Raw genomic sequence first — 21,235 nt, 5'->3', positions numbered from 1 at the left:
TCAGTGATCGGCTGAGAGGCGGGCCATCCAGGCCTCGACCTCGTCGGGGTCGCGCGGCAGCGCCTCGGAGAGGTTGCGATGGCCGTCCTTGGTCACCAGCACGTCATCCTCGATGCGCACCCCGATGCCGCGGTAGCGCTCGGGAACGGTGAGGTCGTCCGGCTGGAAGTACAGGCCCGGTTCGATGGTTAGCACGTAGCCGGGCTTGAGCTCGCCGTGGTACTCCTCGTCGCGCGCGTTGTTGCAGTCGTGCACATCGAGGCCGAGCATGTGGCTGGTGCCGTGCATGGTCCAGCGGCGGTGCAGCTGCTGGTCGCGCCGCACCGCCACCTCAGGCTCGACAGTGAGGATCCCGAGGCGGTGCAGTCCCTGCGCGAGCACCCGCATCGCCGCGCGGTGCGGGGCCAGGAACGGCGCGCCCGGCTTCACCTCGTCCATCGCCGCGCTCTGGGCGGCGAGCACGATCTCGTACACCTCGCGCTGCTCGGGCGTGAACTTCCCTGACACCGGCACGGTGCGGGTGACGTCGGCGGTGTACAGCTGGCGGCACTCGACGCCCGCGTCGAGGAGCAGCAGGTCACCGTAGGTGACCTCGCCGTCGTTGCGTCCCCAGTGCAGCACGGTGGCGTGCGCGCCCGACGCCGCGATGGTGTTGTAGCCGGTGTCGTTGCCCTCGAGCCGGGCGCGCGCGTTGAACACGCCCTCGACCACTCGTTCGCCCGACTCCATGGCGTCGGGGAGCGCCTTGACGACGTCCTCGAAGCCGCGGACCGTGGAGTCCACGGCCTGCTGCAGCATGGCCACCTCAAAGTCGTCCTTGACCAGGCGCATCTCCGAGAGGGTGGTGATCAGCTCGTCGTCGGCGTCGTTCTCGGCCAAAGCCCCATCGATGCGCGGATCCATGCCGCGCACGGTGATGGTGTCGGGAGTGGCGAGGCGATCCAGCTTGGCGTGCAGCTCGCTGAGTGGCGCGGTGGCGACGCCAAGGTGTTCGGAGAGGCCGGCCAGGTCCATGCGCGGGCCGATCCAGAACTCGCCGTAGCGCGCATCGGTGAAGAACTCGTGGCTGGAACGGTCGCTGGGCGGCTCGACGTACAGGGTGGCGTGATGACCGTCGCCGTCCGGCTCCATGATCAGCACGGCGTCGGACTCCGTCTCCCCGGTGAGCCAGAAGAAGTCGGTGCCGGGGCGGAAGCGATAGTCGGTGTCGTTGGAGCGCACCTTCGGCGGCCCCGTGGGAACCACGACGGTCCGGCCGGCGAACCGCTCCGACAGCGTGGTGCGCCGGGCCTCGAAATGGTCCGCCGCCGGGTGCCGGGTGACGGGTGCCCCGCCGCGCTCAGCCCAGCCCTGCGACATCAGCTCCATGAGCGCGCGCGGCACCGGCGGCCGATGCCGGCCGACCCAGATCCAGTTCTCGCTCTCGGGGTTCTCTGCGGAGACGTCCGGGGCGTCGGAGACCTCGGTGGCGTCGGGATCGTCGTTGACCATACGCTCACTGTAATGAGCGAACCGAGGACCGCGTCCCCCGGCGGGGTGCACGCCATCCGCGCCGACATCACCACCGTCGCCGCTGACGCGGTGGTCAACGCCGCCAACCAGCACCTCGCCGGGGGTGGCGGCGTCGACGGCGCCATCCACCGCGCCGCCGGTCCCTCGTTGATGGCGGAGCTGCGCGAGCGCTACGACGGCTGCCCTACCGGCGGCGCGGTGATCACCGGCGCGGGACGACTGGACGCGCGCCACGTCATCCACGCCGTCGGTCCGCGCTGGCGGGACGGCGAGCACGGCGAGCCCGAGAAGCTCCGCTCCGCGTACCGCAACGCCTTCGCGCTGGCCACGGAGCACGGCTGCGCCAGCGTGACGTGCCCCTCGATCAGCACCGGCATCTACGGCTTCCCCATAGAGGCGGCGGCACCGATCGCGATCGAGGAGGCGCTGTCAGCGCTGGCGGCGCCGAACACGTCCCTGGAGCTGATCACCTTCGTGCTCTTCAGCGAGCCGGACCTGGCCGTGTTCAGGCGGACGCTGGAGGCAAGGCCGCCAGCCAGCTGACCGTGGCCGCGGCCTCGAGCAGGGCCAGCAACGGGAACGCGATCCGCGGGGCGCCGCGTGGTAGCAGGGGCACCACCGCGCCGGCGCCGATCAGCCCAGCGGCGACCAGGGCCAGGTTGCTCTGGCCGAGTCGCCCCCGGTTGGCGACAACATAGACGGCGCCGGCTGTCAGCGCCAGGCCCATCACCCAGCGCGACCTGGCCACCCCGAGCGCCACCGGCAGTGTGCGCGAGCCGCCGCGACGGTCTCCTTCGACGTCGGGAAGCCCGTTGGCGATCTCCAATGCCAGCGCCACCAGCCCGGCCAGCGGGATGACCTCCAGAGCGCCATGGGTGTTGCCGATGGTCACCATCGCCAGCAGCGGCACCGCCACGAAGCCGGCCCAGTAGGCGAGCAGGGCTGCGGGGGTGCGCTTCAGGCCGAGGTCGTAGCTGGCCCCGGCGAGCACGGCGAGCACGTCGACGCCGAGCACGCGCGGGCCGAACCAGGCCGCAGTCGCCAGCGACACCGCAAAGCCCGCCAGCGCGAAGGCGAGCGCGGCGCGGCGGGGCACGATTCCGCGCGGGATCGGCTTGAACGGCTTGGCGGCCCTGTCGAGCTCGACGTCGGCCCAGTCGTTGAGCGCCCCGATGGCCAGCTGCGCGGGCAGCATCATCAGCGTCAGGCCGATGGCGATCCGCGCCGGTGGCAGCTGTCGCGTCAGCAGTCCGGCGGCGGCGACAAGCAGCACGGTGACCAGCAGCGATGGCCCCGGATGGGTGAGGAACAGCCACGACTTGGCGCGTCCGCCGGCGTCGCTGCGTTCGTCGAGAACCCGCCACCAGCTACGATTCGGCCGGGTCAAGTTGGGGCATCTCCCCTTCCCATGTGAGGCTGCTGCCGATGTCCACCAACACCTCGCCCTCGCTTCGTATGCCGTCGGAGGCTGCCCAGGCGACTGCGGGTTCGCGCTTCGACGCCGACGTCGTCGTGGTGGGCGGCTGCGGCCACGTCGGCCTGCCGCTCGGCATCGCGCTCGGCCAGCAGGGCATGCGCGTGGTGCTGTTCGACACCAACCAGGCCGCCGTCGACACCGTCAACGCTGGTCGCCTGCCGTTCGACGAGGACGGCGCGCAGGAGCCGCTCGCGCAGCTTCGCGCCGGCTCGATGCTGACGGCGACCACCGAGCCCGCGGTGATCGCCACCGCCGAGTACGTGGTGGTGGTCATCGGCACCCCGGTCGACGAGCACCTCAACCCCAACCCCAACGCCGTCGTCAAGGCGATCGCCCAGTTCGCGGATCACCTCGGGCGCGGCGGCCAGGTGGTGGTGCTGCGCAGCACCATCTATCCCGGCGTCACCGCGCTCGTCGAGCGCTATCTCGCCGACCGCGGGCTGCACAACCTCGTCTGCTTCTGTCCCGAGCGCATCGCCCAGGGACGCTCGATGGTCGAGCTGCACGAGCTGCCCCAGATCATCTCGGCGCGCACCCCGGAGGGGATGGCGGCGGCGCGCCGCCTGTTCTCGCGCCTGGCGCCGCAGCTCATCGAGCTGCAGCCCGAGGAGGCGGAGCTCGCCAAGCTGTTCACCAACACGTGGCGGTACATCCGGTTCGCGGCGGCCAACCAGCTCTACATGATGGCCAACGACTTCGGTCTCGATTTCGAGCGCATTCGCCACGCGCTGGTGACCGACTATCCACGTGCCGCCGACATGCCCGGCCCTGGGTTCGCGGCCGGGCCGTGCCTCTTCAAGGACACCATGCAGCTGGCCGCCTTCAACAACAACCAGTTCACCCTCGGTCACACCAGCATGATGATCAACGAGGGGATGCCGCTGTACGTAGTGGCACGCCTGGAACGCCGCTTTGACCTCGCCTCGATGTCGGTGGGAATCCTGGGCACAGCGTTCAAGGGAGAGTCCGACGACATCCGCTCCTCGCTGGCGTACAAGCTGAAGCGCATCCTCGCGTTCAAGGCCAAGAACGTGGTGTGCGCGGATCCCTACGTCAAGGTCGACCCCGACCTGGTGTCGCAGGAGGACCTGATCGACTCCGTCGACCTGGTGATCATCGGCGCGCCCCACAAGCGCTACGCCGGCCTCGACATCAAGCAGCCGGTGGTCGACGTCTTCAACGTGCGCAAGGGTGGTGTGCTCATATGAGGCCACGGGTGTCCGTGGTCGTCCCCGCGTACAACGAGGGCGCGGAGATCAACGACTTCCTCGACCGCATCCTCGAGTCGGTGAAGCTGCCCTGCGAGGTGCTGGTGGTGTACGACACGCCGGACGACACCACCGCGCCGTATGTCAAGGAATACGCGCGCCGTGACCACCGGGTGCGCCCGCTGCTCAACAACCGGGGCAGGGGCCCGGCGGCAGCGCTGCGCTTCGGCATCAAGCACGTCACCGCCGACGTCACGGTGGTCACCATGGCCGACGGTTCCGACGATCCCATGCAGATCGACCAGCTGACCCGGCTCGTCGAGCGCGGCGTGGTGGTGGCGGCGGCGTCGCGCTACATGCGCGGCGGCCAGCAGGTCGGCGGGCCGCGGATCAAGGGCCTGATCTCGCGCGCCGCCGGGCTGTCGCTCCACCTCGTCTCGCGGGTAGGCACCCACGATCCCACCAACTCCTTCAAGGCGTACTCGACCGAGTTCATCCGGGAGGTGGGCATCGCGTCCGACGCCGGCTTCGAGCTGGGCATCGAGATGGTCGCCAAGGCGCACCGCCGCGGCCTGCCCATCGCCGAGATCCCCACCATCTGGCTGGACCGCAGCCACGGACAGTCCAACTTCAAGGTGCGCGAGTGGATCCCCCGCTACCTGCGCTGGTACCTGGCCGCGCTCGGCCCGCACCGCGCCCCGCTGCGCGCCGGCTACCGGGTGCATCCGCACGCGTGGGAGACCGACCGCGACGAACGCAGAGAGGGCACATGAGCAAGGTTCTGATCACCGGTTCGCAGGGGTTCATCGGTGGCTACATCGTCGAGGAGCTGCTCCGCCGCGGCCACACCGTGGTGGGTGTCGACAATCTCTCCAAGTACGGGCGCGTCGCCAAGTCGTACGACGGCAATCCCGCGTACACCTTCGTCGAGGGCGACGCACGCGACGTCGACCTGCTCAGCTCACTGCTGGCCAGCTGCGATCACTTCATCGCCGGCGCGGCGATGATCGGGGGGATCTCCTACTTCCACACCTACGCGTACGACCTTCTCGCCACCAACGAGCGCATCATGGCCGCCTCCTGCGACGCCGCCATCGCCGCGCACCGCGACGGCACCCTGCAGAAGACGACGTACATCAGCAGTTCGATGGTGTTCGAGTCGGCGACCTCGTGGCCGTCGGTTGAGGGCTCGGAGCGGCAGATCCCGCCACCGCTGAGCTCGTACGGCTTCCAGAAGCTGGCCGTCGAGTACTACGCACGGGCGGCGTGGGACCAGTACCAGCTGCCGTACACCATCCTGCGCCCGTTCAACTGCGTGGGCATCGGCGAAGGCCGGGCGCTCGGCGACGTCGAGATCCTCAGCGGCAACGTCAAGCTGGCGATGAGCCACGTTGTGCCCGACCTGGTGCAGAAGGTGCTCAAGGGCCAGGACCCGCTGCACATCCTCGGCAGCGGCGAGCAGACGCGCCATTACACGTACGGCGGGGACCTGGCGCGGGGGATCGTCACCGCGATGGAGAGCCGCGCCGCGCTCAACGAGGACTTCAACCTCTCGACAGCGCAGAGCACCACCGTGCGCGAGCTCGCCGAGAAGATCTGGCACCGCATCCGCGGCGCCGACGAGCCCTTCCGCTACGTGTCTGACACGCCCTTCGAACACGACGTGCAGCGGCGCATCCCCGACACCGCCAAGGCGGCCACTGTCCTGGGCTTCACGGCCACAACCTCACTCGACGACATGCTCGAGGAGGTTGTGCCGTGGATCGAGTCGGCGATCACCCAGGGTGTGATCTGACGCCACCGTGCCGCGCTGGTCAGTAGGAGTACGTCGGCGTGGGGGCGCCCCCGGCCGGAGTCGGTGTTGGGGCTGCGGCTCCGCCGGAGGTCGCCGGGACGCTTGACCAGTGCGGGTAGTTGCCGTTGGCATCACCCGGCTTGGTGTCACCGCTGTAGAAGTGCAACGGGTGGCCGTTGTACGTGACCTGCACTCCCTTGCCATCGCTGCGCGTGAAGGTGGCCAGCTGGCCGGTGATCCCCGAGGCCCCCGTCGGCGTGGTTCCCGCGGGGACGGTGAGCGGCGGCCAGGTGCTGATGCAGCCGCCGGTGCACGCGCTCGTGTTGCTGCCCGGGGTGTCCTGGTCGAACACGTACAGGGTCATGCCGCTGGAGCCGCCGACGAGCACCGATCCGTGCCCGGTGACGGTCGCCACCGCCACCGTTGTGCTCGCCGTCGGCGTCGCGGTAGCGCCGCCTCCATTGGCGGTGGCGGCGCCAGTGTCAGCAGCGGCGCCGCCGCAACCCGCGATGGTGAGCAGCGCGGCGCCGCCGAAGAGCCGCTGCGCGATGGTGGTGTGCATGGTGTCCTCCCCGAGTTGTGTGCCGCCAGTGTGCGTCCGCCGCGGTCCTCACCGCCAACGTCCGAAGGTCTTAAGATCGGCTCAGACCACTCCGTGGCGTTGCGCCCACAGCGCCGCCTGGGTGCGGTCGGCCACCCCGATGCGCCCGAAGATGCTGGTCATGTGGGCCTTGACGGTCTTCTCGCTGATCGCCAGACGCCAGGCAATCTGCTTGTTGCTGAGCCCGCGTGCCACCAGCTTGAGCACGTCGAGCTCACGGCCGGTCAGCTCTTCGAACGGCCGCCGCCCGCGGCGCGCGGTGATCAGCGCCCGCGCCGCCCGCGGTGACAGAGGTGAGTCCCCGCCTGCGGCGGCGCGGACGCCGCGCACCAGCTCGTCGCTCTCGGCGTCCTTGAGGATGTAGCCGACCGCCCCGCTGTCGAGCGCCTCCATGACGCGCTCGTGGTCGGCGAACGAGGTGAGCATGACCACGCGCGCCTCGGGGCGGACGGCGAGCAGGCGGCGGGTCGCCTCGATGCCGTCCATTCCGGGCATCGAGACGTCCATGAGCACCACGTCGGGCTGCTCCTCCAGGGCAACAGTCACGGCCCGCTCGCCGTCGCCGACGTCGTCCACGACCTCGATGTCGCTCTCCCCGCCGAACAGCTCGCACAGCCCGCGCCGGACCAGCGGGTGGTCGTCGACGATGAGCAGGCGGATGCGCGCGGCCATCAGCAGGGCACCTCGACCGCGATCCGGGTTCCCGCCTGCGGCTCGGAGACGACGCGCAGTGAACCGCCGGCGTCGGCGACGAGGTCGCGGAGCAGGCTGAGGCCGACGTGGCCGTCGCGGCGGCGGTTCTCGAGGTCGGCAGCGCTGAAACCGCGGCCATCGTCGTCGATCTCGAGGCTGACATGGTCCCCGCGGTTGTGGAGTCGCACGTCGACGTGTGAGGCGGCGGCGTGCTTGGTCGCGTTGCGCAGTGCCTCCTGGGCCACGCGAAAGAGGAGGCTCGTGGTGGCGGCCGAGAGAGCGGTGTTGTGCGGCGCGTCGAGGCTGACGGCGACCCCGTTGGCGGCGAGCGGTTCGAGGAGGTCGCGGAGCGCGTTGTCGATGCCTTCGGCGTGCAGGTTGGGCGGCGCGATCTCCACGATCAGGGTGCGCAGATCGCGCATCGCCGCACGCGTTTCGCCGGCGGCGTGTTCGACATCCGGCGCGTTGGCGGCCGGCGCCCTCGACCCTCCGCCGGAGGTCAGCCGCCGGGCCAAAGCGCTCAGCGAGAAGGTCACCGCCGCCAGGCGCTGGACCACGCCGTCGTGGAGGTCGCGGGCGATCCGTCGGCGCTCCTGCTCGGAGGCGTTGATGACCCGCTCGAGCAGCACCTGGCGCTCGGCCAGTGACGCGCGCAGCCGGCGGCCCATGCCCACGGCGAGCGGGATCTGCACCAGGAAGAGGATGCCCAGGCCGACGATCAGCACCGGCAGGAACGACGACCACACCGACTGCTGGTACTGGCTGATCGCCTCATAGCGCTGGTACGTCTCGAACAGCAGCGGCATGCCGTTGGGCGTGTGCACCGACAGGTACACCTGGAGCAGTTTGCCGAAGCTGCGCTCGTACTGGTTCTCTGCGTCGGTGAGATCGGAGACGCCCGCGTCGACGGCGCCGCCGTGCAGAGCGGCGAGCTCGGCGCTGCCCAGGCTGAAATGCCGGCCGATCAACTGGCGCGCGTCGGAGTAGATGACCGTGCCGTCCGCGGTCCACAGCTTCACCCGCACGACGTCGCTGTTGAGGATGCGCTGGCGCACGATGGTGTCGAGGGCCCCGATCGCGGCGGGGTCGCGGCTGAGCAGCGAATCGCTGAGCGCCGGCTGGACGATGCCGGTCGCCTCCACCTGGGTGATGTCCTTGGCGTGCTGGATCGCCTGGTCCTCGGCGTCGCGGCTGACGACAACGAACGTGCCCGCGCCGACCAACAGCGCCGCGAGCAGGCCGCCGGCGGCGAAGCGGGCCACCTCGTTCTTGAGCACGCGGCGCAGCAGCCCCGCGCGACGCGGGCTGCCCTCGACCCTCTCCGCGGTGCTGGTGGAGGTGCCCGCGCGACCCTCGTCGGCCACGGTCATGGTCATCGCAGCCTAGCCGGTGTTCGCATCTCGCGCCCATCCTCGGCGAGCTCAGCTCCGGGACGCCGCGGTCGATGGTCGTACGACCCTACGATGGCGCGGTGCCGGCTTCCCTGTCGTACCCCTCCGGAGAGCAGATCGAGATCTCTCGCGACGGCCATCGCGCGACCATCGTCGAGGTGTCCGGCGGGGTGCGCACCTACGACGTCGACGGGCGCACCCTCCTCGATGGCTACGAGGCCGGCGAGCTGTGCAGCGGAGGCCGTGGACAGCTGCTGGTGCCGTGGCCGAACCGGCTGTGCGACGGCCGCTACGAGTTCGACGGACAGGCCTACGACGTGCCTCTCAGCGAGCCCGACAAGCAGAACGCCATCCACGGCTTCCTGCGCTGGGAGTCATGGCGCATCGCCGAGCGCGCCGAGGATCGCGTGGTCATGGAGCACACGCTGCATCCCCGCGCCGGCTACCCGTTCGCGTTGCACACGTCGGTCGAGTACGGCGTCGGCGCTGACGGGCTCACCGCGACCGTCACCGCGACCAACGTCGGCGGGCGGCGGTCCCCGTATGGCATGGGGGTGCACCCGTACCTGCTCGCAGGCGACGCGGGCGTCGATGACGTCTGGGTGGAGGCGCCGGCACGACGGTACCTCACCGTCGACGATCGGCAGATCCCCACCGGTGTCGCGGACGTCGAGGGAACCCGGTACGACTTCCGCCGGCGCCGCCAGGTCGGCAAGGAGGCCATCGATACCGCGTTCACCGATGTCGCACGTGATGCCGATGGCCGCGCCTGGGTGCGCGTGTGGAGTGGAGACCAGACGCACGGCGTGGGGCTCTGGATGGACGAGCGCTATCCGTTCTACATGCTCTTCACAGGCGACACGCTGCCGGCCCGCGAGCAACGCCGACGCTCACTGGCGGTCGAGCCGATGACCTGCGCGCCCAACGCGTTTGCCTCAGGTGACGGCCTCATTGTCTTGGCGCCTGGCGAGAGCGTAGTCAGTCGCTGGGGGATCGCACCACTGTCGGGGTCAGGATGACCGCCCGCACGGCGCTGCTCCAGGTGGCGATCAACGGCCAGCGAAGCGAACCGCACATACCGCGTACACCCGCCGACCTGGCGACGAGCGCTCGCGACGCCGTCGCCGCCGGCGCCCGCGTCGTCCACCTTCATCCATGCGACGACCACGGCACCCCGACACTCGACGCGCAATCCACGGCCGCGGCCATCACAGCCGTGCGCGCCGCCTGCCCGGGCATTGCGCTGTCGCTGACCACGTGGGCGCTCATCGACCCGGACCCGGCCCATCGCCGCCGCCTCATCGGGGAGTGGACGCAACTTCCCGACCTGGTCACCGCCAACCAGGGTGAGCCCGGCATCGGCGACCTTTGCCATGAGCTCCTCGCGCGCGGGGTCGGCATCGAGGCCGGACTGCTCGAGCTTGCCGACGCGCACACATTTGTCAGCTCCGGCCTGGCGGCGCACTGCACCCGGGTGTTGCTCGAGCCGCTCGACACCGAGCCCGATGTCGCGGTGGCGCACGCAGCCGCCATGGAGGAGGTGCTGGCGCTCGCCGGCATCACGCTCCCCCAGGTGCACCACGGCGACGGCATCGCCAGCTGGGCGGTGAACGAGCGCGGTCTCCGTCGCGGCCACGGCATGCGCACCGGCCTCGAGGACACACTGTTCCTTCCTGACGGCCGGCCGGCGCTCGACAACGCGGCGCTCGTTGAGGCTGCTGTGCAGTTGATGGCGGAGATCGACATCAAGCCCGTTTGACCACGGGGCAGCCGAGGCTTCTGTGAGCGGGCTACCCCAGTCAGAGCACGACGAGCTTGGGTGCCTCGAAGTCGCCCGGCGGGCGCTGCGCGCGGGCGGCCCGTGCGCGGTTGCGCGGCACACCGGCCAGCACGGTCCAGGTTGCACGGTCGACCTTGCCCGTCTTGCGCAGCCGTTTCGCTGCCTGGAAGCGCGCCACCGCGGCAGCCGTGGCCGGCCCGAAGATGCCATCGATCTGCCCGCAGCTCTCACCGGCGGCCGAGAGCAGGCGCTGGGCATCGCCGACATCGTCGCCCCGGTCACCGCGGGCCAGCGTGGGCTGGCGATGGTTGGTTCGCGACGCTCCCTGGCGGTGAGCTCGTGAGCCCGGCACGATGAGCTCGAGCGCGCCCTGGAGAGCACCGTTCAGCTGACGCGGGTTGGTCAGCGCCACCATGTGCCCGGCCTCGATCTCGATCACCGGCGCGCCCAGTGCCCGCGCGAGGGTTCGCTGCCGCGATATGGGCACCAGCGCGTCGTGCGTGGTGGCGATCACTGCCGACGGCACCCGCACCTCGCGCAGCCACTCGCGCGCGTCATAGCGCCCCATCTCCCTGCCGGCTTCGGCAATATCCCACGGCGCGCCCCGGGCCAGCTCGCCGGCAAACCAGTCAGGCGCCTTGCCGCCGTAGAGGAGGTTCATCACCTGGCTCCAGGCGCGCCGCGGCGTCAGCCGCCAGCCCAGCTGCATCGCCCCCATCAGGTACCAGGCCGCGCGCAACTGCGGCGCCGCGCGCCACTCCGCCGCTGTGGCGACCAGCACCATGCCGCGAAGCATCTCGGCGTGACGGTGCGCCAGGATCTGCGCGATGGCGCCGCCCATCGAATAGCCGACGACGACCACGGGGCCCGGCGCGAGCACCTGCAGCAGCGCCGCGCAATCGTCGGCACAGTCGCTGAGCCTGAACGCACCGTGGGCGCGCAGGCCACGGCCGTGGCCCCTGACGTCGACGGCGATCACCCGCCACCCCGCCTGGCGCAGCGGTTCGTACAGCGACCACCAGTTGGTGTCGCTGGCGGCCAGCCACCCGTGGAGCAGCAGCAACGTGCCGCGACGACCGCCCCCGTGCGGATGGGTGTCGCGCACGAACATCTCGCCATGACCGGGCACAGGGATGATCAGTCCGGGCGGCAACGCCTGGTTGGGGTTGGCAACCTTCGCGGAGGCGGTCGTGGCGCGAGCCAGGTGCGTCGCCGCACGGGGCAGCGCCTGGACCGTCTCCGCCACCCCCTGGGCCGCGTCCACTACGCCGTCAAACAGCTTCGGCAACATGCTTTTCACCATCCCCGTGATGTGCGCATGGCGGCAATCATGGACCACCGGTCATCGACACGGCCCCGCTAACGATCGCTCTGTGCCTTGACGTAGACCGCAAGCTTGTCGAGGGCCGCCACCCACCCGGCGGCGCCGGGCGAGTCCGCGGGGACGCCCGCATGGGTCATCACCATCTTGGTACGACCAGCGGCATCGTCGAGCTCCACGGTCACCTCGGTCGTTGTGGGGTGCCCGGCAGGCATGCCTAAGTCCGAGGGCGACAAGACGTTGCCGTTCTCGTCGGACATGGACTCGGTGTAGACGAGTCGCTTGCCCTTGACGACCTCGCGGTATTCCCCGGTGAACCACATCGTCATCGGGCCGCGGGGGGTTTCCATTGCCATGCATACCAGCCGACGACCTCCGACGCGCACGTCCATCCTCGCCACGGGGATGGTGGCGCCCTGTGGGCCGTACCACGCCTTGAAGTGCTCCGGTTCGGTCCACATTTGCCAGATGAGATCCCGCGGTGCATCGAAGCTGTATTCGATCACCACCGCGTCCTGGGACGTTTGAGCGTCAGTCATCGTTGTCGGCCGTCCTTCGTTGCTTCATGAGATGGGTGACATACCCGTTCATCCGGTCGAAGCGGGCCTCCCAGACAGGGCGGTACTGCTCGGCCCAGCTCGAGATCTCCTCAAGCGGTGAGGGCTCGAGGGTGCACGGCCGGTACTGGGCCCGATGACTCCTCACCACCAGTCCAGCGCCTTCCAGCACCTTGATGTGCTTGGAGATGGTCGGGAGCGTCAAGTCGAAGGGCTCGGCGAGCTCGTTGACGCTCGCTTCCCCCTCGGCGAGCCGGGCCAGGATCGCTCGCCGCGTCGAATTGGCGAGCGCAGCGAAGGTCCCGCTCAGTCGCACTTCCTCGATCACGGGCATCTCGGACGGCCCCTTAGTTTCCTTCTTAGCTAATTAGTCAAGATGGAAAGTACGGGGCTCCTCCCGTGGTGTCAACCCTCCGTACGGGCGCGGCCGATATTCAGGGATGGGTGGGCAGCAGCTCCTCGGTGAAGTGACCACCGGCGGCGATCTCCTCGAGCAGCGCCCGGTCGGTGAGCCACTCCACGGGTGCGTGGTCATCGGTGAGCGGGTCGGCGACCGGTGCCACCGCGTGCAGCTGGCTCGACACCAGCGGGATGAGCACGCGTAGGTCGCGCGGCAGCTGCTGGAGGCGCGTTTGCAGCGCGCTCGGTGACACCGTGTGGTCGAAGCCGACGACGAGCTCGTTGAAGCTCAGCGCCGGCCAGATGCGCGCGTCGGGGAACACCGTTGCCAGCGTGCCGCTCACCGCCTGCGCGAGCCGGTCGTCACCGGGGACGCGCGCCATGTTGAACGCGATCGCGCCGCCGCCGTTGAGGTGCGCGCGCGCCAGCGCGAAGAACTCCTGGGTCACCAGCCAGAACGGCACGTATGCCTGGCGGTAGGCGTCGACGACGATGAGGTCGTACCGCGCCGGCGTCGTCGCCAGGAACGCACGCCCGTCGGCCTCGACCACGTGCAGGCCGGGGACGTCCGCCATGCCCATGAGCTGGCGGCCGATGTCGCTCACCGCGGGGTCAGGTTCCACGCCATCGATCTGCACGCCGGGGTACTCGTGCGCCAGCGACCGCGCCATGGTGCCGCCGGCGTTGCCGATGACCAGCACGCGGCGCAGCGGCCGGTCGAGGAGTGGTGGGACCACCAGCGGCATGTCCCACTCGCTGCCGGTCAGCACCGTGTTCGGCCGGTACACCGACTGGTCAGCAATGCCATCGTCGAGTCGCAGCGCGGTGCGACCGTCGGGCGTCGTGACCACCTGCACGTACTCGTACTGAGTCTCGCGCTCGAGCACAGCGCCTGCGACAGGTTTCACCGTCGCCGGCGGGATGAGCAGCAGTCCCGCCACCACCACGCTGACGATGGGTGCACGGCGCGGCAGCAGCGGGAACGCGGCAAGGCTCACCAGCAGCGCGGCGCACAGAAGGGTGCGCTGGGTCCCGATCGCGGGGATGAGCAGCAGCGCTGGGACGAACGTCCCGGCGATGGCGCCGATGGTGGTGAGCGACGAGAGCCGGCCGCTGACCGAGCCGGCGGTCTGCACGTCGCGCACCGCCAGCCGTACTGCGAACGGTGACACCATGCCGAGCAGCGACACGGGGACGCTGAACAGCAGCAGCGTCGCGAAGAACGAGCCGGCGACGACCCCGATGCTCAGCGCGCTGAACCCCTGCAACGCCAGCTGGAGGAAGGGGTGCGCGATGAACGGGAGCACGCTGATCGCCACCGCAGCGACCAGCAGCAGGCCGCCGAGCACGCGCGGATGGGGATGCCGGTCGGCGACGCGGCCGCCGAGCCAGTAGCCCACCGACAGGTACACGAGGATGAGGCCGATGACGTTGGCCCACACGACAGTGGTGTTGCCGAAGTACGGGGCCAGCAGGCGCGATGCGCAGATCTCGGTGGCGAGCGATCCCGCCCCCGCCGCGAACACCACGAAGGGCAGGAAGCGTGGGACCGGTGTCAGCGGTGGCTCTCCCACGCCTCGATGACCTCGGCGAGGCCGTCGCGGTAGCTGGGGAATTGCGGTCGCCACCCGGGAAGCTGCGGCGCCGCGGGACCCGTCGCGGCCATCTCCACCATCTGCATGTGCGGCTCGCGCACCACCAGCTGCACGAACGGGCGGGACGCCCTCGGCAGGTGGAGCGGACGCGAGCGGCCGACCAGGTGCGCGAAGTGATCCATGAAGTCGCAGAACGACGCCGGCGTGCCGTCGCTCGCGTAGGTGAGCCGTCCTGACGAACGGCGCTGGGCGGCGGTGAGCAGTGCGCGCGCCGCGTCGTCGCCGTGCACGTGGTGCTGCAGGTTGCGGCGCGGGCCGGCCCAGTACGGCCTGCCCAGCCGCAATGCACGCCGGTACCCGCGGAGGTCGCGCCACTCCGGCCCGTAGAGGTAGCCGAGGCGCACCACGCAGGCCGGCTGTCCGCTGTCGAGCACCATCGACTCAGCCTCGCGCGCAGCGTCCACGACCGGGCGCATGCGGTCGCCCACCTCGGCGCCGCCCTCGGCGCACTCCAGGAAGGCGTAGCTGGCGTGGACGAGAAACGCGGCACGCTCGCGCCTGGCGGCGGCGAGGACGCGTCGGGTGGACGCGAGGATGTGTGAACCGGGGTCGTCCCACCAGGCGTGGCCGTCGTGTAACAGGGTGTTGGGCACCTGGAGGGCGAGATTGACGATCACCGGCGCGCCGCTGCCGTCGTCGCTGCCGCGGATGCGCACCACCGTTTTGCCGAGCTCGCTGCGCGGCGCGGTCACCAGCAGTCGCATCCCCTCTCCTTGCCGGGCGGCCTCCCGCAGCCGGCGGGCGAGATCGCAGTCTAGACCGCGCTGTGCATGCCGGTGGGAGGCGGGCTCAGTCCACCTGCTCGGTGGGCCGCACCAGGATCTCGTTGATGGCGACGCGCCGCGGCCGCGTCACCATGAACAGGATCGCCTCCGCGATGTCCTCCGCGGTCATGCGCTCGACCTCCCCGAAGCGCCGCTGCAAGGTCGCCACCACCTCCGGATCGGTGTTGTGCGAGGCCAGCTCCGTGGCCACCGAGCCCGGCTCGATGAGCCCGGCTCGATGAGCCCGACACGCAGATGCCGGCCGGTCACCTCCTGACGCAGCGCCTCGCTGAATGCGTTGACCGCCCACTTGCTCGCGTTGTAGGCGCCGCTGCCCCTGCGCGCCACGCGGCCCGCCACGCTGCTGACGTTGACGATGTCCGCCACCTGTCGTGGCTCGCCGCTCGCCGCCTCGAGCAGGTAGGGCAGGGCCGCATGCGAGAGGTTCATCAGCGCAGCCACGTTGAGGTCGAGCATCTGCCGCCACTGCCGGACGTTGGCGCCCTCCACCTTGCCGAGCAACATGACGCCAGCGTTGTTGATGAGGATGTCGAGGCGGCCGAGGTCGTCGACAGCGCGGCGCACCAGTTCGCGCGCCTGTGCCTCCTCGGTGATGTCGCATCCATCACCAGCGACGTCCCGCCGTCCTCCTCGATGCGCGCGGCGAGTGTCTCGAGCCGATCGAGCCGGCGCGCGGCGATGGCCACGCGGGCGCCGTTCTGAGCCAGCGCCAGCGCGCTCGCCTCACCGATGCCGCTCGACGCACCGGTGACGATCGCCACGGTTCCGCTCAGAGGTTGGGCCACGTCAGCTGCCAATGCAGTTCACTTGCTGAGGGTCATCAGCTCCTTCCTGGGAGCCACCGGTTGATCGAGAGATGGTGCCCGCTCAGGGATTCGAACCCTGGACCTTAGGATTAAGAGTCCTCTGCTCTAGCCAGCTGAGCTAAGCGGGCGTGGCTGCGGATTCTACCCGGCGGCGCTGCTCCGCCCGGTCCGCGACGGTCCGACACCGCCGCCAACCCGCCCCGTCCGCCGCTGATGCGACAGCCAGATCATCGATCGCTGCTGTTGGGCGAGCCGCGCTCGCAGGCCCGGCCCCGTAGCCGGCCGCACCCCCACGCGTGGTGACGTCGTCCTTGCCTCGAGTGACGCGCGCAACCCCGCGGCGCCGCGGCCCTCGAACACCGTCACCAGCCGCCCGATGTCGGCGGCACCGAAGTGGCTGTCCCCGGCCCCCACGGCGGCCCCCAGCTGCGCGCGGTGCGCCGCGTAGAACTCGTCGAGCCGCTTCCATGTGCCCGGCAGCACCGGCGCAGTGTGGCGCAGCTCAATGCCGTCGACGGTGCGCGTCTCCAGCAGGATGTTGAGGCGACGCTCCGACATCGACGCGAAGTAAGTCGGCATGAACGGGTGCGCCACGATCGCCAGGCCGCCCTGGTCGTGGATGGCGTCGACGGTGTCCTCCGCCGACATGTGCATGCGGATCTGCTTCTCGATGAACAGCCCGATGATGTGGGTGCCGGGCGGGAAGACGCAGGTCACCTCCTCGCCGCGCACCACGGCAACGCCGAGCGGGGCGCCGACGTCGATCGCCTCGGCGAGGTCGGGGATGACGTCGTGATCGGTGACGCAGACGACGTGCAGCCCGGCGGCGGCGGCGGCGCGCACCAGCTCGACCGCGGTCACCATCCCGTCGCTGGCGCGCGTGTGCGCGTGCACCTCGGCCACCGACAGGCCGTCCGGCAGCTCAGGCAACGATGGCCTCCGACGCCGGCGTCACATGGTGCTGCAGCACGGCGATGCGCGGCACCGCCATGCGCATCATCACCAGCCACGACAGCGCGGCCAGGAGGACGCCGGCGATGACGTCGATCACGTAGTGCTCGCCGAGGAATACGACGCTGAACCACACCATCAGACACCAGGCGAACGCGATCCAGGCGCCGCGGGGATAGACGCGCAGTAGAGCGAGGAATCCGAGGAAGGGAAACGCTGCGTGCAGTGACGGGAAGGCCGCTACCGGGTTCGGGTTGAGGCGCTCGTAATACGGCGACACATAGCTCGGCAGTGTGCCCTTGATGAGTTCTCGGAACCCGCTGAGCACGCCGTGCGTCTGCGCGTACCACGGCGGCGCGGTCGGCACCAGCAGGAAGATGACGAAGGCCACCAGCGCCATGCCCATGAGCGCAGTGGTGAAGCGCACGAACTGAACGCGGTCGACGAGCCATAGCACCATCCCCACGGCGAGTGGGAAGAGGAAATGGCAGAAGTACACCACCGTCGCCGCGTATGTCAGCACACGGCCGAGGCTGCCCACGTCGAGCGCCTGCTGCAGCACCGCGGTCGGCAGGTGCCCACCGAACAGACCGGTCTCCAGTGACGCCAGGTCCGACACGTGAGGCGCGAAGCCGGTCTTGCTGGCAATGCCGCGCATCGCCTCCCAGCCGAGGAAGATCACCACGAACGGCACCCAGTCGCGCAAAAAGCCGATGAACCGACCGCTCAGCAGCGCCACGGGGATGAGCAGGAAGAGCAGGTAGTCCGGCGACACCGAGATGCCGCGCCAGATCATGATCCCGGCGGCGACCAGCAGGTAGCTGAGCGAGATCGCCACCAGCGGTCCCGGACGGCGAACGGTGCGGATCACCTGCGACACGACGCCGGCAAGTCTAGCCGCCGGCCACGCACCCTCCCACGGCCCGTTGAGAACTCGCTGAGAAGTGGCTGTAACGTCGCGGGTGAATGGCAAATCCGCTCATATACTCCCGGCATGACCGAGCCGACGCGGATCCTCGTCGTGGACGACGAGCAGAGCATCCGCGACTTCATCTCCCTCGGCCTCACCCATGAGGGCTACGCGGTGCAGACCGCCGCCGACGGCCACGCCGGCCTGCGCGCGGTCAGCGACTTCAAGCCGCACCTTGTGATCGTCGACCTGATGATGCCGCGCATGGACGGCTGGGAGATGTGCCGCGCCATCGCCGGCGACCAGCACCGCGGGATCATCATCCTCAGCGCCCGCGACGAGACCGGCGATCGCATCCAGGGCCTCGAGCTCGGCGCCGACGACTACCTGGTCAAGCCGTTCGACTTCGGCGAGCTGCTCGCCCGCATCCACGCGGTGATGCGCCGCCGCGACCCTTCGCAGTCACGCACCGTGCGCGCCGGCGACCTCTCCATCGACACCGGCACGCGCGACGTCATCGTCGCCGGCCGCGAGGTCTCGCTCAGCGCGCGTGAGTTCGACCTGCTCCTCTACCTGGCTGTCAACGTCGACCAGGTGCTGCCCCGTCAGCGCATCCTCGACGAGGTCTGGGGCTACAACTTCTTCGGCGACGAGAACAACGTCGAGGTGTACGTGCGCTACCTGCGCCAGAAGCTCGACGACCTTCAGCACGAGCGCATCCAGACCGTCCGCGGCGTCGGCTACCGACTGCGCAGCTTGACCGGCGCCGCGCTCGCCGAGGGCTGAGCACGCAGCGCCGCCTCGCGTTCCTGCGCACCGTGCGTTGGCGCCTCACGCTCACCTACGTCGCGCTGCTCGCCATCCTGCTCGCCGGCTTCGGCGCGTACCAGTACGTGGCGCTGCGCCAGAGCCTGATCAGCTCGCGCGTCATGTCGCTGCAGGACGACATGACCACCGCGCGCGCCCTGCTCGCCAAGGCCGGCGCCAACACGGTGCGCGGCCGGACGCTGTGCGCCACCACGGCGGGCGTCGACCTCATCGGTCGCGCGGTCGCGACCACCGTGGCCACCACCTCCGGCCACACCGTCGCGGTGATCGTGTACGACCGCACCCTCAGCGACATCGCCCAGACCGGCGGCAACACGCTGCCTCGGCTCGACCCCGCCCGTCTGCAGCGGGCGCTCGGCGGCACCCGCAGCAGCCCCGATGTGATCCCCGGCGCCGGCGGCCAGGACCAGCTCGTCGTCGGCTTCCCGATCCGCACCGGCGTCGCCAGCGGCACCGTGTGCGGCGTCGCCCAGCTGTCGACGTCGATGGCCCCCGTGCAGACCGTGCTCGGCGACGAGATCGCGCTGCTCACCATCGGCAGCCTCATCGCCCTGCTGCTCGCGCTCATCGCCGGCGTGCTGCTCACCAGCCGCGCGCTGCGCCCGCTGCAGCGCCTCACCGCCACCAGCCGGCAGCTCGCCGCCGGTGACCTGCGTGCCCGCAGCGGTGTGGAGGGCCGTCACGACGAGATCGGCGCCCTGGCACGGTCCTTCGACGACATGGCGGCCCGCATCGAGCAGTCGTTCGCAGCGCAACAGGCATCCGAGGAGCGCACCCGCCGCTTCATCGCCGACGCGTCCCACGAGCTACGCACCCCGATCACCGCGCTCAAGGGATATATCGACGTCATTCGCCGCGGCGCCACGCCGGAGCCGAAGGCGCTCGACGCCGCGCTCGAGGCGATGGCACGCGAGGCAGAGCGTATGCGCGTGCTCGTGCTCGACCTGCTCACCCTGGCACGGCTCGACGCGCAGCAGTCGACGCACGCCGAGACCATCGACCTCGCCACCGCCGTCGCGCACCATCTCGACGAGGGCGTCCCCGGCATGCCGGCGCAGCTCGACCGGCAGCTGCAGCCCGACGTTCTCGCCAGCGTCGACCGCAACGCGCTCGCCGCGATCATCCGCAACCTGCTCGTCAACGCGTGCAAGTACGCGCCCGGCGCGCGCCAGCAGTGGCGTACGTTCACCCAGGCCGGCCGTTCCTACATCGAGGTTCACGACGAGGGCCCGGGGATCACCGCTCACGACCTCCCCCACGTGTTCGAGCGCTTCTACCGCGGCGAGAAGACCCGCGCGCGCGAGGAGGGCGGCAGCGGGCTGGGACTCAGCATCGTGCAGGGACTCGCCCGCGCCAACCACGGCGACGTCGCCATCGACAGCACCGAGGGCAGGGGCGCCACGGTCACCGTTTGGTTCCCCGCGGCGACCGGCCAGGCACCGCCACCGCCGCCCCCGCCGCATGCCGCGCAGCCGTGAAGGTCGGCCGCCGCCTGAGGAGTTGCGGTCTCAGCTAGCTCTGCGCTGCCGACAGCAGCGCCACCGCGGCCAGTGCAAGCCCCACCCCCAGCGCCTGCACCCGGCGCAGGCGTTCGCGCAGCAGGCCAAGAGCCAGCAGCACGGTGGCGGCCGGGTACAGGGACGTGATCACCGCGGTCACCGTCAACGGGCCGCGGTGCGTCGACACCGAGAAGGCAACTGTCGCGCCACCGCCGAGCACGCCGGCGACCGCGCTGCCCGCAAGCACGTGGCGCATACTGCTCAACCGCTCGTGGCGACGCAGCAGTGCGATGCCCACCGTGACTGCGGCAAACAGCAGGGCCACCGCCGTCTCGACCGCCACCGGCCAGATCCCCGCGCTCGCGCTAGCGTGGTTGAGGCCGACGAAGAGCACCACGAAGCCCAGCCCGGCGGCGGTGGCGTTGAGCAGCGCGCGCCACGCCTGGCCCGGCGGCACCGCGGCGATGGGCTCACTCCGTGAGACGAGCCCAACCGCGACGCAGGCCAGCACAACGCCCCCCGCGGCGACCAGGCCGGGGCGATCGCCCGTTGCCACACCCACCACCGCCGAGCCGGCCGCGGTGACCACCGCGCTGACCGGCCCGATGATGCTCATGCTTCCCCGGGCCAGGCCTCTGTAGAGGAACATCGCGCCCCCGGCACCTCCCAGGCCGGCGAAGGCGCCCCAGAGAAGGGAGGGGCGGTCTGGCATCCCGCCGGAGAAGGGCAATGCGGCCCAGACGACGACCGTGGCGGCGGCTTCGCTGATGAGCGTCACCGTGAACACGCTCGCCTTCCGTGCCATCAGGCCGGCCGCGAAGTCCGAGATGCCGTAGGCCGCGGCCGCGATCAGCGCGAAGAGGACGGCCATGAAAAGCCAGCTCTCAGAGGTTGAACGGCGCCTGGAAGGAGAACTGGTTCAGCAGGGTGATCTCGTTGCTGATCAGCAGGAAGCCGAAGCCCAGCAACAGGATGCCGGCGACGATGTTGATCACACCCATGTGCCGGTTCACCGCGCGGATGGCCCCCTGCATCCGATCCGCAAGCACCGCCACCAGCAGGAACGG

The 21,235-nt window shown here is 70.2% G+C and carries 22 protein-coding genes, 1 tRNA gene and 2 pseudogenes; 8 read left to right on the top strand and 17 right to left on the bottom strand.

Features of this window, described 5'->3' with window-relative positions; genetic code table 11:
- Positions 1-1,491, bottom strand: a complete 1,491-nt coding sequence (locus JF886_RS14075) for an aminopeptidase P family protein (protein ID WP_337313516.1) — start codon at positions 1,489-1,491, stop codon at positions 1-3.
- A gap of 12 nt (positions 1,492-1,503) precedes the next feature.
- Between JF886_RS14075 and JF886_RS14070 the strand changes: the two genes are divergently transcribed.
- The gene (locus JF886_RS14070) at positions 1,504-2,055 is read left to right on the top strand and encodes a macro domain-containing protein (protein ID WP_337313514.1); all 552 of its coding nucleotides are present in this window, start codon (positions 1,504-1,506) and stop codon (positions 2,053-2,055) included.
- Here the strand turns inward: JF886_RS14070 and JF886_RS14065 are convergent.
- The gene (locus JF886_RS14065) at positions 2,018-2,899 is read right to left on the bottom strand and encodes a UbiA family prenyltransferase (RefSeq protein WP_337313512.1); all 882 of its coding nucleotides are present in this window, start codon (positions 2,897-2,899) and stop codon (positions 2,018-2,020) included. The genes JF886_RS14070 and JF886_RS14065 overlap by 38 nt on opposite strands.
- A 23-nt stretch (positions 2,900-2,922) precedes the next feature.
- Here JF886_RS14065 and JF886_RS14060 point away from each other — a divergent pair, with 23 nt between their 5' ends.
- Genes JF886_RS14060 through JF886_RS14050 form a run of 3 tightly spaced genes read left to right on the top strand, consistent with a single transcriptional unit; the run spans position 2,923 to position 5,992 of the window.
- Positions 2,923-4,197 carry a nucleotide sugar dehydrogenase gene (locus tag JF886_RS14060; RefSeq protein WP_337313509.1) on the top strand — a complete coding sequence of 425 codons (1,275 nt, stop codon included), beginning with the start codon at positions 2,923-2,925 and terminating at the stop codon, positions 4,195-4,197.
- A gap of 8 nt (positions 4,198-4,205) precedes the next feature.
- Positions 4,206-4,970 carry a glycosyltransferase gene (locus JF886_RS14055; protein WP_337313506.1) on the top strand — a complete coding sequence of 255 codons (765 nt, stop codon included), beginning with the start codon at positions 4,206-4,208 and terminating at the stop codon, positions 4,968-4,970.
- On the top strand, positions 4,967-5,992 hold the full coding sequence (locus JF886_RS14050; protein WP_337313504.1) for an NAD-dependent epimerase/dehydratase family protein: 1,026 nt from the start codon (positions 4,967-4,969) through the stop codon (positions 5,990-5,992). The genes JF886_RS14055 and JF886_RS14050 overlap by 4 nt, the downstream gene beginning before the upstream one ends.
- A gap of 19 nt (positions 5,993-6,011) precedes the next feature.
- On the opposite strand, the gene JF886_RS14045 is transcribed toward JF886_RS14050, so the two are convergent.
- The 3 genes from JF886_RS14045 to JF886_RS14035 all read right to left on the bottom strand — a co-directional run bounded on the left by JF886_RS14045 (position 6,012) and on the right by JF886_RS14035 (position 8,662).
- Positions 6,012-6,554, bottom strand: coding sequence for a COG4315 family predicted lipoprotein (locus tag JF886_RS14045; RefSeq protein ID WP_337313502.1), 543 nt, complete (start codon positions 6,552-6,554; stop codon positions 6,012-6,014).
- An 81-nt stretch (positions 6,555-6,635) separates the two neighbouring features.
- On the bottom strand, positions 6,636-7,265 hold the full coding sequence (locus JF886_RS14040; protein ID WP_337313500.1) for a response regulator: 630 nt from the start codon (positions 7,263-7,265) through the stop codon (positions 6,636-6,638).
- Positions 7,265-8,662: a sensor histidine kinase gene (locus JF886_RS14035; protein WP_337313498.1), complete on the bottom strand. Its 1,398-nt coding sequence runs from the start codon at positions 8,660-8,662 to the stop codon at positions 7,265-7,267. Before JF886_RS14035 ends, JF886_RS14040 begins: the two co-directional genes overlap by 1 nt.
- A 95-nt stretch (positions 8,663-8,757) precedes the next feature.
- Between JF886_RS14035 and JF886_RS14030 the strand changes: the two genes are divergently transcribed.
- Together JF886_RS14030 and JF886_RS14025 are read left to right on the top strand one after the other, a co-directional pair.
- Positions 8,758-9,696 (top strand): aldose 1-epimerase family protein, encoded by a 939-nt coding sequence (locus tag JF886_RS14030; protein ID WP_337313496.1) that lies wholly within the window; start codon positions 8,758-8,760, stop codon positions 9,694-9,696.
- Positions 9,693-10,436 (top strand): 3-keto-5-aminohexanoate cleavage protein, encoded by a 744-nt coding sequence (locus JF886_RS14025; RefSeq protein WP_337313494.1) that lies wholly within the window; start codon positions 9,693-9,695, stop codon positions 10,434-10,436. Before JF886_RS14030 ends, JF886_RS14025 begins: the two co-directional genes overlap by 4 nt.
- Before the next feature lie 40 nt (positions 10,437-10,476).
- Here the strand turns inward: JF886_RS14025 and JF886_RS14020 are convergent, their stop codons facing one another.
- The 10 genes and pseudogenes from JF886_RS14020 to JF886_RS13980 all read right to left on the bottom strand — a co-directional run bounded on the left by JF886_RS14020 (position 10,477) and on the right by JF886_RS13980 (position 17,811).
- Entirely contained in the window at positions 10,477-11,748 is a 1,272-nt protein-coding gene (locus tag JF886_RS14020) for an alpha/beta fold hydrolase (RefSeq protein ID WP_337313492.1), read from the bottom strand.
- A gap of 68 nt (positions 11,749-11,816) precedes the next feature.
- Positions 11,817-12,317, bottom strand: a complete 501-nt coding sequence (locus JF886_RS14015; RefSeq protein ID WP_337313490.1) for an SRPBCC family protein — start codon at positions 12,315-12,317, stop codon at positions 11,817-11,819.
- Positions 12,310-12,669 carry an ArsR/SmtB family transcription factor gene (locus tag JF886_RS14010; RefSeq protein ID WP_337313488.1) on the bottom strand — a complete coding sequence of 120 codons (360 nt, stop codon included), beginning with the start codon at positions 12,667-12,669 and terminating at the stop codon, positions 12,310-12,312. Before JF886_RS14010 ends, JF886_RS14015 begins: the two co-directional genes overlap by 8 nt.
- Positions 12,670-12,769: 100 nt before the next feature.
- Positions 12,770-14,308 carry a spermidine synthase gene (locus JF886_RS14005; RefSeq protein ID WP_337313486.1) on the bottom strand — a complete coding sequence of 513 codons (1,539 nt, stop codon included), beginning with the start codon at positions 14,306-14,308 and terminating at the stop codon, positions 12,770-12,772.
- Positions 14,290-15,093: an NAD-dependent epimerase/dehydratase family protein gene (locus JF886_RS14000; RefSeq protein WP_337313484.1), complete on the bottom strand. Its 804-nt coding sequence runs from the start codon at positions 15,091-15,093 to the stop codon at positions 14,290-14,292. Before JF886_RS14000 ends, JF886_RS14005 begins: the two co-directional genes overlap by 19 nt.
- A 186-nt stretch (positions 15,094-15,279) precedes the next feature.
- Positions 15,280-15,738: an SDR family NAD(P)-dependent oxidoreductase gene (locus JF886_RS16960; protein ID WP_502711439.1), complete on the bottom strand. Its 459-nt coding sequence runs from the start codon at positions 15,736-15,738 to the stop codon at positions 15,280-15,282.
- A gap of 122 nt (positions 15,739-15,860) precedes the next feature.
- Positions 15,861-15,935 (bottom strand): annotated as a pseudogene (locus JF886_RS16955) (oxidoreductase); the annotation flags it as partial.
- 96 nt (positions 15,936-16,031) lie between these two features.
- Positions 16,032-16,108 (bottom strand) — tRNA-Lys (locus JF886_RS13990).
- A gap of 13 nt (positions 16,109-16,121) precedes the next feature.
- Positions 16,122-16,910, bottom strand: a complete 789-nt coding sequence (locus JF886_RS13985; RefSeq protein ID WP_337313482.1) for a PHP domain-containing protein — start codon at positions 16,908-16,910, stop codon at positions 16,122-16,124.
- Complete coding sequence (locus JF886_RS13980; protein ID WP_337313480.1) at positions 16,903-17,811, bottom strand: phosphatase PAP2 family protein; 909 nt, start codon at positions 17,809-17,811, stop codon at positions 16,903-16,905. The genes JF886_RS13985 and JF886_RS13980 overlap by 8 nt, the downstream gene beginning before the upstream one ends.
- Before the next feature lie 114 nt (positions 17,812-17,925).
- Here JF886_RS13980 and JF886_RS13975 point away from each other — a divergent pair, with 114 nt between their 5' ends.
- Both JF886_RS13975 and JF886_RS13970 read left to right on the top strand, forming a co-directional pair.
- Positions 17,926-18,627: a response regulator transcription factor gene (locus JF886_RS13975; protein ID WP_337313478.1), complete on the top strand. Its 702-nt coding sequence runs from the start codon at positions 17,926-17,928 to the stop codon at positions 18,625-18,627.
- A gap of 32 nt (positions 18,628-18,659) precedes the next feature.
- On the top strand, positions 18,660-20,147 hold the full coding sequence (locus JF886_RS13970; protein WP_337313476.1) for a sensor histidine kinase: 1,488 nt from the start codon (positions 18,660-18,662) through the stop codon (positions 20,145-20,147).
- 34 nt (positions 20,148-20,181) lie between these two features.
- On the opposite strand, the gene JF886_RS13965 is transcribed toward JF886_RS13970, so the two are convergent.
- Both JF886_RS13965 and JF886_RS13960 read right to left on the bottom strand, forming a co-directional pair.
- Positions 20,182-21,039 carry an EamA family transporter gene (locus JF886_RS13965; protein ID WP_337313474.1) on the bottom strand — a complete coding sequence of 286 codons (858 nt, stop codon included), beginning with the start codon at positions 21,037-21,039 and terminating at the stop codon, positions 20,182-20,184.
- A gap of 13 nt (positions 21,040-21,052) precedes the next feature.
- Positions 21,053-21,235, bottom strand: a pseudogene (locus JF886_RS13960) (hypothetical protein); the annotation flags it as partial.

The organism is Candidatus Aeolococcus gillhamiae (assembly GCF_016464765.1).
In the GTDB taxonomy this organism is placed as follows: domain Bacteria; phylum Chloroflexota; class Dormibacteria; order Aeolococcales; family Aeolococcaceae; genus Aeolococcus; species Aeolococcus gillhamiae.
Note: the sequence above shows the minus strand (reverse complement) of the source record. Positions and strands in the feature narration are given on the sequence as shown.

Bases quoted from the DNA above. Each gene is read 5' to 3' on its own strand.
- JF886_RS14075 (WP_337313516.1), bottom strand. From the start codon at position 1,491: ATGGTCAACGACGATCCCGACGCCACCGAGGTCTCCGACGCCCCGGAC.
- JF886_RS14070 (WP_337313514.1), top strand. From the start codon at position 1,504: ATGAGCGAACCGAGGACCGCGTCCCCCGGCGGGGTGCACGCCATCCGC.
- JF886_RS14050 (WP_337313504.1), top strand. From the start codon at position 4,967: ATGAGCAAGGTTCTGATCACCGGTTCGCAGGGGTTCATCGGTGGCTAC.
- JF886_RS14045 (WP_337313502.1), bottom strand. From the start codon at position 6,554: ATGCACACCACCATCGCGCAGCGGCTCTTCGGCGGCGCCGCGCTGCTC.
- JF886_RS14040 (WP_337313500.1), bottom strand. From the start codon at position 7,265: ATGGCCGCGCGCATCCGCCTGCTCATCGTCGACGACCACCCGCTGGTC.
- JF886_RS14035 (WP_337313498.1), bottom strand. From the start codon at position 8,662: ATGACCATGACCGTGGCCGACGAGGGTCGCGCGGGCACCTCCACCAGC.
- JF886_RS14025 (WP_337313494.1), top strand. From the start codon at position 9,693: ATGACCGCCCGCACGGCGCTGCTCCAGGTGGCGATCAACGGCCAGCGA.
- JF886_RS14020 (WP_337313492.1), bottom strand. From the start codon at position 11,748: ATGTTGCCGAAGCTGTTTGACGGCGTAGTGGACGCGGCCCAGGGGGTG.
- JF886_RS14015 (WP_337313490.1), bottom strand. From the start codon at position 12,317: ATGACTGACGCTCAAACGTCCCAGGACGCGGTGGTGATCGAATACAGC.
- JF886_RS14010 (WP_337313488.1), bottom strand. From the start codon at position 12,669: ATGCCCGTGATCGAGGAAGTGCGACTGAGCGGGACCTTCGCTGCGCTC.
- JF886_RS14000 (WP_337313484.1), bottom strand. From the start codon at position 15,093: ATGCGACTGCTGGTGACCGCGCCGCGCAGCGAGCTCGGCAAAACGGTG.
- JF886_RS13975 (WP_337313478.1), top strand. From the start codon at position 17,926: ATGACCGAGCCGACGCGGATCCTCGTCGTGGACGACGAGCAGAGCATC.
- JF886_RS13965 (WP_337313474.1), bottom strand. From the start codon at position 21,039: ATGGCCGTCCTCTTCGCGCTGATCGCGGCCGCGGCCTACGGCATCTCG.